Below are 12519 nucleotides of genomic sequence, written 5' to 3'. Positions count from 1 at the left end.
GAACCTAGAATGGCGGCTCGACCACCAGTAACGGAGGAACCGTCGTGACCGACGAGGGCGAGCTGATCGCGGGGCGCTACCGCGTGGTGTCCCGAATCGGGCGCGGCTCGATGGGCGTCGTGTGGCAGGCGCGCGACGAACGCCTGGACAGGGTGGTCGCGGTCAAGGAACTGGTGCTGGCCGCGGGGATCGATCAGGCGGAGGCGGAGCAGGCGGTGCGCCGTGCCGTCCGCGAGGGCAAGGTGGCCGCGCGGCTGCGGCACCCGCACGCCATCACGGTGCACGACGTGGTCGAGCACGCCGGGAAACCTTGCCTGATCATGGAATTCCTGCCGTCGCAGAGCCTCGCCGCGCTGATCGCCGAGCGGGGCACGCTGTCGGCGGAGTACGTGGCGGACGTGGGCAGCCAGATCGCGTCCGCGCTGGCGGCCGCGCACGCGGAGGGCATCGTGCACCGGGATGTCACGCCGGGCAACGTGCTCATCGGCGAGGACGGCACGGCCAAACTCGCCGATTTCGGGATCGCGCGCGCGTTCGGTGATGCCACGGTCACCGACGGCGGCGTGATCGCGGGCACCCCGGCTTTCCTGGCGCCCGAGGTCGCCGGGGGAGCGGAGGCGAGTTTCGCGTCCGACGTGTTCTCGCTCGGCGCAACGCTCTACAACGCGCTGGAGGGCGCGCCGCCGTTCGGCACCTCCGAAAACCCTTACGCGCTCCTGCAACGCGTCGCGGGTGGCGAGATCGTCCCGCCCCGGCAGACGGGGCCGCTGGTCGACGTGCTCGGCCGAATGCTGCGCCGCGACCCGGCCGAACGCCCGGCCGCGGACGAGGCGCGGGAGCTGCTTTCCGCTGTGGCACAAGGAAAACCCGTGCCACCGCCGCACAATCCCACGCTGCTGCTTCAGCCCCGGCGCCGTCCGTCCCGGCGAGCGGTGGTGATCGGGTCCGGTGCCGTTGCGCTGGTGGCTGTCGGCGTGCTGATCGGCAGCCTGCTGGGCGGTGACGGAGACGGAAACCCGGTCGCCGCACCGGAAACCACGCCGCCGCCCACGACCACGGCCCCACCCGCCTGCGAAGCGACGTACGAGGTGACGAACTCCTGGCCGGGCGCGTACCAGGCACAGGTGACCGTGCGCGGCGAGAGCAAGCAGGTGACGGGGTGGACCGTCAGCTGGCGGGTCCCCGCCGGGCACAAGGTCGGCAACCTGTGGAACGGCACGCTGCAGCAGAACGGAACCTCGGTCACCGTCTCCAATGCCGCCTACAACGCCGTCCTTTCCCCCGGCGCGACAACGACGTTCGGGTTCATCGCAAGCACCCCGGACGATCAGGCCGCACCCCCGGAAGTCACCTGCCAGAGCCCTTAGCCGCCGGCTGACATACCGCCGTCGACGGTGAAGATGACGCCCGTCGTGTAGGTGGAGCGGTCGGAGGCGAGGAACGCGATCAGGTCGGCGATCTCGCGTGGCGCGGCGGGCCTGCCGAGGGGGAAGGACGTCAGCAGCTCCGGGTACCGGCTCTCGTCGCCGAAGCGGGCCTTCGCGTGTGACTTCATGAGCGTCACGATCCGGTCGGTCTCCACCGGGCCCGGGTTCACGCCGACCACGCGGATCCCGTCGCGCAGGCTGCGGCTGCCGAGCGCGCGCGTGAAGGCCATCAGCGACGCATTGCCGCTGCTGCCCGCGATGTAGTCGAAGTCGAAGCGTTCCCCCGACGCGCCGATGTTGTTGACGATCACGCCCGCGCCGCGTGCCTTCATCCGCGCGTACATCTCGCGGGCGAGGTTGATGTAGCCGAACACCTTCAACTCCCAGGCGTGCCGCCACTTCTCCTCGTCGACCACCTCGACGGAGCCGCCAGGGATGTCGCCGGCGTTGTTGACCAGGATGTCGACGTCGCCCGCCGCCTCGGCGAGGCGCGCGGCCGCGCCTTCTTCGCGCAGGTCCGCAGGGTGGATCTGCACGTCCACGCCGTGCTGTTCGCGGAGCCGCCGCGCGAGTTCGTCCAATGTGGACTCGCCGCGCGCGGTGAGGTGCAGGTGACACCCCTCCTCGGCGAGTGTTTCGGCGATGGCCGCGCCGATCCCGGACGAGGCGCCGGTCACCAGGGAGCGCTGGTCCTTGAGGTGGAGATCCATGGATTCAGTGTTGCCAGAACCGCGAGTCTCGTCAAGGTCAGGACTCCTCAGGCGCCAGCCACAACACGCCGTTCGGCGGAAGCTGGAGCACCGCGGAAGCCGGCTGACCGTGCCAGGGCTCCGGAACCGCTTGGGCCATCCCGAAGTTCCCCACACCCGAACCGCCGTAGGACCACGCGTCGGTGTTCACCACCTCGCGCCACCGGCCGGCGTGGGGGAGCCCCACCTGGTAATCGTGGTGCGGGGCGCCGCTGAAGTTGGCCACACACGCCAGTTTCGAGCCGTCCTCGCCGTGGCGGAGGAAGCTGATCACGTTGCCGTTCGCGTCGTTGGCGTCGATCCACTGGAAGCCCTCGGGCCGCGTGTCCCCGTGGAACAACGCCGGCGTCGCGCGGTAGACCCGGTTCAGGTCCGCCACGAGCTCACGCACGCCGCCGTGCAGAGGCTGTTCCAGCAGATGCCAGTCGAGCGACCGCTCCTCCGACCATTCCTGCTCCTGCGCGAACTCGCCGCCCATGAACAACAACTGCTTACCGGGGTGCGCCCACATGAAAGCCAGCAGCGCGCGCACGCCCGCGGCCTTGTTCCAGTCGTCGCCCGGCATCCGCCCCCACAGGGAACCCTTGCCGTGCACCACTTCGTCGTGCGACAACGGAAGCACGAAGTTCTCGCTCCACGCGTACACCAACGAGAACGTCAGCTCGTTGTGGTGGTACGAGCGGTGCACCGGGTCGTGCTGCAGATAATGCAGCGTGTCGTGCATCCAGCCCATGTTCCACTTGAACCCGAACCCGAGCCCCCCGAGGTGCGTCGGCCGCGTGACCCCAGGCCACGCCGTGGACTCCTCGGCCACCATCACCACGCCGGGGTGTCGCTTGTAGACGGTCGCGTTCAGTTCCTTCAGGAACCGCACCGCGTCGAGGTTCTCCCTGCCGCCGTACTCGTTGGGCACCCACTGGCCGTCCGGCCGCGAGTAGTCCAGGTACAGCATCGACGCGACGGCATCCACCCGCAGCCCGTCGAGGTGGAACTCCTCCAGCCAGTACAAGGCGTTGGCCACCAGGAAGTTCCGCACCTCGTTGCGCCCGAAGTCGAACACGTACGTGCCCCAGTCCGGCTGCTCACCGCGCCGCGGGTCCGCGTGCTCGTACAACGGCGTGCCGTCGAAACGGGCCAGTGCCCAGCTGTCCTTGGGGAAGTGCGCGGGCACCCAGTCCACCAGCACGCCGATCCCGCGCTGGTGCAGCCGGTCCACGAAGTACCGGAAATCGTCCGGCGAACCGAACCGCGCGGTGGGCGCGTAGTACGAGGTGACCTGATATCCCCACGAACCCCCGAAGGGATGCTCCGCCACCGGCAGCAGCTCGACGTGCGTGAACCCGGTTTCCGTTACGTAGTCGGCCAAAGCCTCGGCCAGCTCGCGGTAGCCGAGACCGGGCCGCCACGAGGCGAGGTGCACCTCGTAGACGCTCATCGGCGCGTTGGCCCAGTTCGTCGCGTCGCGCTCGGCGAGCCACGGCTCGTCGGCCCATTCGTACGAGGACTCCGTGATCACCGAAGCCGTCTTGGGTGGCATTTCCGTGGCGAACGCGAGCGGGTCGGCCTTCTCCCGCCACGCGCCGTCCGCGCCGAGAATCCGGAACTTGTAACACATCCCGGACTCGAGACCCGGAATGAACAGCTCCCACACCCCGGACGAGCCGAGCGAGCGCATCGCGTGCCCGCGCCCGTCCCAGCCGTTGAAATCCCCGATCACGCGCACGCCGCGAGCGGTCGGCGCCCACACCGCGAACGAGACGCCGGAGACCTCGCCGTGCGGGGTGTCGTACCGGCGGACGTGCGCGCCGAGCGCGTCCCACAGCCTCTCGTGCCTGCCTTCGCCGATGAGGTGCAGGTCCAGCTCGCCGACGGTGGGCAGCCAGCGGTACGGGTCGTCGATCTCCGTGACGCGCCCGTCGTAGTCCACGGCCAGCCGGTAGTCGCCGGGATGCTCCGGCAGTACGCCGGCGAACAGGCTGTCCACCACGCGGTCCAGCTCGAACTTGTGGTCGGCGCCCAGCACCGTCACCGTCCTCGCGCCCGGCAGCAGCGCGCGCACCACCACCTGGTCGCCGAGCCGGTGCACGCCGAGCACGGAATGCGGATCGTGGTGCGAGCCCGCCAGCAGCCGGTCGATGTCCGCGGGCGGCGGTGCCCCTTCGGGCAGGGTGCCGGGTGGGTTCACGGGTTATTCGCCTCCTGAGCAGATCCTGGCTATCGAGTCCAGCGGGATGCGCAGCCAGTCCGGCCGGTTCGCGTGTTCGTAGGCGACCTCGTAGACCGCCTTGTCCAGTTCCAGCGCGCGCAACAGCCGCGGCCACCGGCGCGGGTCGCCGAGCGGCTGCGCGGCCTGGGCGTAGCCGTCGCAGAACGCCGACCTGTTGCGGCCGGCCCATTCCAGCGCCCGCTCGGCCTGCCGTTCGTCCTCGGGCTGGCCGACGAGCATCTGGTGTGCCGCGTAGTCGAAGGAACGCAGCATGCCCGCCACGTCACGCAACGGCGAGCGCAGCGCGGCCCGTTCGCTCAACGGCGCCGCGGGCTCGCCCTCGAAGTCGATCAGCAGCCAGCCGTGCACGGTGCGGAGCACCTGGCCGAGGTGCAGGTCTCCGTGGATGAGCTGCATCGGCACCGGCTGGTCCACTTTGTACAGTTCGTCGAACGCGGCACGCAGCGTGGGCGCGAACTCCGCCAGCTCCGGCACTTCCCGCGCCACCGCGTCCAGCTTGCTGTTCATCGCCTTGACGGTGCGTTCGAGCTCCTCGGCGTCGGCCCGCTGTTCGCCCAGGGCCTCACGGAGGTCGTTGTGCACCGTCGCCACCGCCGTGCCGAGCCGCTGCGCCTCGCCCGCGAAGTCGCCGCCCACCTGGTCCGGCGGCAGCTCGGGGTCGGCCAGCAGGTCCCGGACGCTGGTCGTGGCCATCGCCCAGCCGTCCACCGCGTCGGCCATGAACCGGTGCAGCATCCCGAAAGTGGCCGGCGCGCCGCCCAGCTCGCCGGTGATACTGCCCAGCAGCGGCGCGATGTGCTCGCTGCCCGCGTCCTGCAAAGCCCGGTGCAGCAGCAGATCCGGGTTCTCGCCCGTGGTGAGTTTCCGGAACAGCTTGAGGATGTACTGGCTGCCGTAGACCAGCGAGGTGTTGGACTGCTCGGCGCCGACCGGCCGGGCCCGCAGGCCGCCGGTCACGTCCGCGCCGGGTTCGTGGCGGAACCGCAGCGGGCCGATATCGGCGTCCTCCGCGATGAGATCCAGCAGCACGCCGGTCACGTCCGCGTCGTTCGCCGCCTCGTAGCAGGGCCGCCCGTTCTCCGTGCCGAGCCAGCTCGAACCCAGGTACTCCGGCAGTTTCTCGCGGCCGGCGATCAGCAGCTGGTAGTGCTCCCGCCGGGCGCCCTGCACCACCTCCACGACGAGGTGCAGCAGGAGCGGGTCGCCTTCGGTGAGCACGGTGGCGCGCACGGGAAGGACCGCGTCGACCGGGCGGTCCTTCCCGGCGAACCAGCGCTGCCCCGGCAGCCAGCCGGGCAGCTCCGCCACCAGTGCGGTGACCAGGTCACGGGAGTCGGTCAAGGTCTATTCACCTCGCATTGCCTTGGCCTCCGGCGCGAGGAGCTGGAACCAGTAGAACCCGTGGCCGGGCAGCGTCAGCAGGTAGGGCAGCTCCCCGACGTCGGGGAACCGCACTCCGCCGGTCAGCTCCAGCGGGGTACTGCCTTCGTGCTCGGACAGGTCCAGCTCCACCGGCTGCGGGAAGCGGGACAGGTTGTTCACGCAGAGCACCACGTCCAGCTGCCCGTCGGGCCGGATCCAGCGGCGTTTGTAGGCCAGCACGCTCGGATTGGACCCGCCGAGCTCGATGAACTCGCCCTCGGCGAAGGCGTGGTGCTGTTTGCGCACCTCGATCATCCGCCGGGTCCAGTTGAGCAGCGAGGAGGCACTGTCACGCTGCGCCTCCACGTTGATGGCCTGGAAACCGTAGATCGGGTCCATGATGACGGGCAGGTAGATCCGGCCAGGGTCGCAGGACGAGAAACCGGCGTTGCGGTCGGGGGTCCACTGCATGGGCGTGCGCACGGCGTCACGGTCCCCCAGCCAGATGTTGTCGCCCATGCCGATCTCGTCACCGTAGTACAGCACGGGGGAACCGGGCAGCGACAACAGCATCGCGGTGAACAGCTCCAGCTGGTTGCGGTCGTTCTCCAGCAGCGGCGCCAGCCGTCGCCGGATGCCGATGTTGGCCTTCATCCGCGGGTCCTTGGCGTACTCCGCGTACATGTAGTCGCGTTCCTCGTCGCTGACCATCTCGAGCGTCAGCTCGTCGTGGTTGCGGAGGAAGATGCCCCACTGCGCGTTGTCCGGGATCTTCGGCGTCTGCGCGAGTATCTCCGAAATCGGGAACCGCGACTCGCGCCGCACGGCCATGAAGATCCTCGGCATCAGGGGAAAGTGGAACGCCATATGGCATTCGTCCCCGCCGGTGGCCGGGTCGCCGAAGTACTCCACGACGTCGGATGGCCACTGGTTCGCCTCGGCCAGCAGCACCCGGCCGGGGTACTCGTCGTCGACCGCCTTGCGGCAGCGCTTGAGGAACTCGTGCGTGCGCGGCAGGTTCTCGCAGTTGGTGCCCTCCTGCTCGAACAGGTACGGCACGGCGTCGAGGCGGAACCCGTCGATGCCGAGATCCAGCCAGAACCGCAGGACGTCGAGCATGGCCTCCTGCACGTCCGGGTTCTCGTAGTTGAGGTCGGGCTGGTGGGTGAAGAAGCGGTGCCAGTAGAACTGGCCGCGCACCGGGTCGTAGGTCCAGTTCGAGGTTTCGGTGTCGACGAAGATGATCCGCGCGTCGGCGTACCGGGAATCGTCGTCGCTCCAGACGTAGTAGTCGCCGTACGGGCCGTCCGGGTCCGAGCGGGACTGCTGGAACCACGGGTGCAGATCGGAGGTGTGGTTGAGGACCAGGTCGGTGATCACCCGGATGCCGCGGCGGTGCGCTTCGTCGAGCAGGTAGACGAAGTCCTCCACCGTGCCGAACTCCGGCAGCACCGCGCGGAAGTCGCTGATGTCGTATCCGCCGTCGCGTAACGGCGAGGCGTAGAAGGGTGGCAGCCAGAGGCAGTCGACGCCGAGCCACTCCAGGTAGTCGAGCCTGCTCGCGAGCCCGCGCAGATCGCCGGTGCCGTCGCCGTTGGAGTCGGTGAACGCGCGCACCAGTACCTCGTAGAAGACCGCGCCCTTGTACCAGGCCGGGTCGTCCGGGGCGTCCTGCGCGTGCCGGAACTCGTCGGCCTGCGGTTCGACGAGCATCCCTTCGGCGGTCAGCGCTTCCCCGGTGTGGGGCACGTCGTCCAGCCCGAGTGCCGCGTCGGGCCGGGAGTCTTGGTCCATATTTCCACCTTCGTCCGGGTATGGCTGCTCGCCCCGGCGCGTTCGCGGCGGGGTTCTCTTAGGCGGTCGTTTCGGTTATTCGGAAAGGCGTCTCGTCAGGCTGACCACGTGGGCGACGGCGCGCCACGGTTCGAGGCGCACGTAGTCGGCCTGGCCCCAGTCCCAGGTTTCGCCGGTGACCTCGTCGTGCGCGATCAGCCGGTCACCCCAGCCGAAACCGAGCGCGGGCAGGTCCAGCCAGAGGGTGCCCTCTTCGGCGCCGTACGGGTTCAGCGTGACCACGACGACGACCGTGTCGCCGGTCGCGGGATCCTGTTTCGAATAGGCGAGCAACGCGTTGTTGTCGACGGTGTGGAAGTGCAGCGTGCGCATCTGCTGCAGCGCCGGATGCGACCGGCGCACGGCGTTCAGCTTGGTCAGCCACGGCTCCAGTGAGCGGCCTTCCGCACGCGCCGCGGCGAAGTCACGCGGGCGCAGCTCGTACTTCTCCGAGTGCAGATACTCCTCGCTGCCCTCGCGCACCGCTTCGTGTTCGTACAGCTCGTATCCGGAGTACACGCCCCACGTCGGCGAGAGCGTGGCGGCGAGCGCGGCGCGCAACGCGAACATGCCGGGCCCGCCGTGCTGCAGCGACGCGTGCAGGATGTCCGGGGTGTTGACGAACAGGTTCGGCCTGCCCTCGTCCCAGTGCGCCACCAGGTCCTGGCCGAACTCGATCAGTTCTTCCTTGCTCGTGCGCCACGTGAAATAGGTGTACGACTGGGTGAACCCGAGCTTCGCCAGCCCCCACAGCCGCGCGGGCCGCGTGAACGCCTCGGACAGGAACAGCACGTCCGGATGCGCGTCCTTCACGGTCGCGATCAGCCAGGCCCAGAAGTCCGGGGGTTTGGTGTGCGGGTTGTCCACCCGGAAGATCCGCACCCCGTGCTCGACCCAGTGCAGGACGACGCGCAGCACCTCGTTGTAGATGCCCTGCGGGTCGTTGTCGAAGTTGATCGGGTAGATGTCCTGGTACTTCTTCGGCGGGTTTTCGGCGTACGCGATCGTGCCGTCGGGCCGCATCGTGAAGAACTCCGGGTACTTCAGCACCCAGGGGTGATCCGGCGCGGCCTGCAGCGCGAGGTCGAGCGCGACCTCCATGCCCAGCTCGTCGGCGTGCGCCACGAACTCGTCGAAGTCCTCGATCGTGCCGAGGTCGGGGTGGACCGCGTCGTGGCCGCCGTCGTCCGAGCCGATGGCCCACGGCGAGCCGACGTCGTCCGGCCCGGCGAGCACGGAGTTGTTGCGCCCCTTGCGGTTCACCCGCCCGATGGGGTGGATCGGGGGCAGGTACACCACGTCGAAACCCATCCGGGAGATCCGGTCCAGCTCGCGGGTGGCGGTGGCGAAGGTGCCGTGCACCGGCTCGCCCTTTTCGTCCACGCCGCCCGTCGAGCGCGGGAAGAACTCGTACCAGGAACCGTAGGCGGCGCGTTCGCGGTCCACCCACAGCTTCATCGGCTTGCCCTTGGTGACGAGTTCGCGCACCGGGTGCTCGTGCATGATGTGCTCGACGTCGGCCGAGAGCGCGGGCCCGATCCGCTCCGCGAGCATCCGCTCGTGATCGCGCAGCGCGGCCGCGGCGCTCATCAGCTGGTGGCGTTCGCGGCGGCGGTCGGGCCTGCGGGAGACCCGGTCGAGGAGCTGCGCGCCGGCCTCGAGATCGTTGCCCAGCTCGGAAACCTCTTGCCCGGCGGCCACTTTCACCTTGATGTGGTGCCGCCAGGTGGCCCACGGATCGCTCCACGCGTCGACGCGGTAGGTCCACGGGCCCTCGGTGTCCGGGACGATCACGGCGCCGAACCTGTCGAGCCCGCTGCCCTGTTCGCTCATCCGGGTACGGCGGGCCACCCGGTCGTCGGGGCCGCGCCACGTGACCGTGGCGGCGACGGCGTCGTGGCCCTCACGCCACACCGTCGCCGCCACCGGAACGTGTTCACCCACCACGGCTTTGGCCGGGTACCGGCCGCAGCTCACCACCGGGGTCACTTCGTCGATGCCGAGCCGGCCGGTCATCGGCAGCGCCCCTTTCCGTTGTGCTCCTACGCGAAAGCCACGGCGTTACTGCCTCTGCTGGGGAGTGCCCGACCGCGGACGAGCGCAAACCTATCTGGTGCCACTTTCCGCCGCAGGACAGGGAGTGTCCAGACAACGGCTCGTAACCCGCGCGTAAACGTTCAGCGGGGTGCGCGCAACAGAAGGAGTGAGCGGGCGGGCAGGGTGAGCACCCCGCCCGCCTTCACGGGGCGGTGCTTGGTGGGGCTTCCATCGGCGGATCCCGTGTCCAGCATGGGTTTGAAGGTCTCGCCGTACTCCGGGCCCGGCATCGTGAACTCGACCGGCTCGGCGCCGGCGTGCAGGATCAGCAGCCACGAATGGTCCGGCACCAGCTCGCCGTCGCGGGAGCGGGACTGGCTGTTGGAACCGTCGATCCACATCCCGAGCGTGCGGCGGTCGCCGTCGAACCAGTCCTTCTCCGTCATCTCGGTCGCGTCCGGGCGCAGCCAGATCAGGTCCGGTTTCCCGGTGGGAGTCCGACGGCCGTCGAAGAAATGGGGCTGCCGCAGGGCGGGGCTGCTCGCGCGGAGCTGGATCAGCCGCCGGGCGAAGGTGAGCATCGACTCGGCTTCTTCGCCGCCGAACCAGTCCACCCACGAGATTTCGTTGTCCTGGCAGTAGGCGTTGTTGTTGCCGTGCTGGGTGCGCCACAGCTCGTCGCCGGAGGTGATCATCGGGGTGCCGGTGGACAACAGGAGCGTGGCCAGCAGGTTGCGCGCCTGCCTGCCGCGCAGCGCGACGATGTCCGGCTCGTCCGTCGGGCCCTCCACGCCGTGGTTCCACGACCGGTTGTCGTCGGTGCCGTCGCGGTTGTCCTCGCCGTTGGCCTCGTTGTGCTTGTGGTCGTAGGAAACGAGGTCCCGCAGGGTGAACCCGTCGTGCGCGGTGACGAAGTTGATCGACTGCCACGGCCGGCGCAGGTTGTGGTCGTAGAGGTCGGAGGAGCCCGAGAGCCGGAAGGCGAGATCGTCCACCGGCGCCATCCCGCGCCAGAAGTCGCGCATCGTGTCCCGGTAGCGGCCGTTCCACTCCGCCCACTGCGCCCCGAAGTCGCCGACGCGGTAGCCCTGCCCGGTGACGTCCCAGGGTTCGGCGATCAGCTTGCAGCGGGAGAGAACCGGGTCGGTGGTGATCGCCGTGAGCATGGCGGAATCGCGGTCGAAGGCTCCTCCGCCGGGGCGGCCGAGGGTGCTGGCGAGGTCGAAGCGGAACCCGTCCACGCCCATCTCGGTGGCCCAGTAGCGCAGCGAGTCGGTGACCATGCGGATGACCGTGGGGGAGCAGGCCTCGAGCGTGTTGCCGCAGCCGGTGAGGTCGAGCCCGTGCCCGCGCGGGCCGTGGAGGTAGTAGGCGGGGGCGTCGAGGCCGCGGAAACTGAGTGTGGGCCCTTCGAAGCCGCCCTCGCAGGTGTGGTTGAAGACGACGTCGAGGATCACCTCGATGCCGACCGCGTGCAGCGCCGCGACCATCGTGCGGAACTCTTCGACCTCCCGCCCCGGCTCGCTCGCGTAAGCGGCGTGCGGGGCGAAGTAGCCGAGTGGCGAGTAGCCCCAATAATTGCGGCGGCGCTGGCGGACGAGGTGCGGTTCCTCGGTGAACCAGTGCACGGGGAGCAACTCGACCGCGGTGACGCCGAGGCGCACGAGGTGCTCGATGACCACGGGGTGCGCGAGGCCGAGGTACGTGCCGCGGAGGTTCTCGGGCAGGAACGGGTGCTGCTGGGTGAAACCCTTCACGTGGAGCTCGTAGAGGACGGACTCCTCGAACGGCACGTCGGGCTTGACGCCCGTGTCCGGTCCACCGTGCGAGCCGACGACCGAAAGCGGCACACTGCCGAGCGAGTCCACTTTGGAGGGTTGCCCGTGCATGGGGTCCCCGACGTGGCCGAGCGCGGCGTCGAGGTCGGTGAGCGCCCCCGTGATGCGTGTGGCGTACGGGTCGACGAGCAGTTTGGCGGGATTGCAGCGCTGACCGCGGGAGGGTACGTAGGGGCCGTGCACGCGGTAGCCGTACCGCTGGCCGGACGTGACGCCGGGGACGAGGCCGTGCCAGACGCCGAAGGTCCGCTCGGTGAGCTCCACCCGGCGCTCGGACCCGTCCTCGCCGATGAGACACACCTCGACGGCCTCGGCGATCGTCGACGTCACGGCGAAGCGGACGCCCCCTCCCTCGGGGTGCGCCCCGAGCGGGAACGGCCGGCCGGCGAGCACGGGCACGCCGGCGGCGGGTGGTAGTGCCATCTATCGATCTTCTCAGGCCGGGTCCGTATTGCCTATTGTCACGGAGTCGGTGCAGGTGAGGCTTGTTTCCCGGCGTGCCACCCAGCCAACCACCGCCACCCACCACCCCGGAACCGTCACCCGGCGATGCAACGCGAGCCACCCGCGACCGCCCCGCACTCCCGATGGCCACCCCGGCACCGCGACCCGGCGACGCGAAGCGAGCCGTCCCGACGACCACACCCCTCCGCCGCTCCGATCCCCAGCCTGCTTTTGCGATCTTGGGGCTGGGTCAAGGTACTCTTTCCCGCCTTGACGCAGCCCCAAGATCGCCGACACTTACGGGTCGGGGCGGCGGAGGGGTCCACACAGCGCGGCCACGCGCGTCCGTTGTTGTCGCAGGTTGAGAACAGGCCGAGGGGAAAAGACGAAAGATCCCCTCGCCGGGAGGCAGGCTCCAGGATGGGCACCGCCCGTAGCTCGGCCACCGGTTGCGAGGGGGGAGAGGTGGGTGCTCATCCCGTCGCCTGCGAAAGCGCTATCACTTTCCCCTGGACCCGCAAGCTTTGTGCAGTCGGGCGCGCGTCGTGTAGAGGGGTTGCGGGCCCAGGGCAAAGTGATGTGGGCCTGGGCAGGCGACGGGA

At 69.5% G+C, this 12519-nt stretch carries 7 protein-coding genes; 1 reads left to right on the top strand and 6 read right to left on the bottom strand.

Annotated features, from left to right (window positions below; genetic code table 11):
* The first annotated feature begins 44 nt into the window (after positions 1-44).
* A complete protein-coding gene (locus FPZ12_RS30565; RefSeq protein ID WP_144757452.1) occupies positions 45-1367 on the top strand; it encodes a protein kinase domain-containing protein in 1323 nt (440 codons plus the stop codon).
* Here the strand turns inward: FPZ12_RS30565 and FPZ12_RS30560 are convergent.
* The 6 genes from FPZ12_RS30560 to glgX form a co-directional block, all read right to left on the bottom strand.
* Complete coding sequence (locus FPZ12_RS30560; protein ID WP_144757450.1) at positions 1364-2137, bottom strand: SDR family oxidoreductase; 774 nt, start codon at positions 2135-2137, stop codon at positions 1364-1366. The genes FPZ12_RS30565 and FPZ12_RS30560 overlap by 4 nt on opposite strands.
* Positions 2138-2174: 37 nt before the next feature.
* Entirely contained in the window at positions 2175-4361 is a 2187-nt protein-coding gene (glgB, locus tag FPZ12_RS30555) for a 1,4-alpha-glucan branching protein GlgB (protein WP_144757449.1), read from the bottom strand.
* Between the two features lie 3 nt (positions 4362-4364).
* On the bottom strand, positions 4365-5744 hold the full coding sequence (locus FPZ12_RS30550; protein ID WP_144757447.1) for a maltokinase N-terminal cap-like domain-containing protein: 1380 nt from the start codon (positions 5742-5744) through the stop codon (positions 4365-4367).
* 3 nt (positions 5745-5747) lie between these two features.
* On the bottom strand, positions 5748-7559 hold the full coding sequence (gene treS, locus FPZ12_RS30545; protein ID WP_144757444.1) for a maltose alpha-D-glucosyltransferase: 1812 nt from the start codon (positions 7557-7559) through the stop codon (positions 5748-5750).
* 75 nt (positions 7560-7634) lie between these two features.
* A complete protein-coding gene (locus FPZ12_RS30540; protein ID WP_144757442.1) occupies positions 7635-9614 on the bottom strand; it encodes a maltotransferase domain-containing protein in 1980 nt (659 codons plus the stop codon).
* 161 nt (positions 9615-9775) lie between these two features.
* Positions 9776-11896 carry a glycogen debranching protein GlgX gene (glgX, locus tag FPZ12_RS30535; RefSeq protein WP_144757440.1) on the bottom strand — a complete coding sequence of 707 codons (2121 nt, stop codon included), beginning with the start codon at positions 11894-11896 and terminating at the stop codon, positions 9776-9778.
* Positions 11897-12519: the final 623 nt, after the last annotated feature.

It is taken from the genome of Amycolatopsis acidicola, assembly GCF_007713735.2.
Lineage (GTDB): Bacteria > Actinomycetota > Actinomycetes > Mycobacteriales > Pseudonocardiaceae > Amycolatopsis_E > Amycolatopsis_E acidicola.
The sequence above is the reverse complement of the archived record's forward strand: the minus strand, read 5'-3'. Positions and strand labels throughout refer to the sequence as shown.

Bases quoted from the DNA above. Each gene is read 5' to 3' on its own strand.
- glgX (WP_144757440.1), bottom strand. From the start codon at position 11,896: ATGGCACTACCACCCGCCGCCGGCGTGCCCGTGCTCGCCGGCCGGCCG.
- FPZ12_RS30540 (WP_144757442.1), bottom strand. From the start codon at position 9,614: ATGACCGGCCGGCTCGGCATCGACGAAGTGACCCCGGTGGTGAGCTGC.
- FPZ12_RS30560 (WP_144757450.1), bottom strand. From the start codon at position 2,137: ATGGATCTCCACCTCAAGGACCAGCGCTCCCTGGTGACCGGCGCCTCG.
- treS (WP_144757444.1), bottom strand. From the start codon at position 7,559: ATGGACCAAGACTCCCGGCCCGACGCGGCACTCGGGCTGGACGACGTG.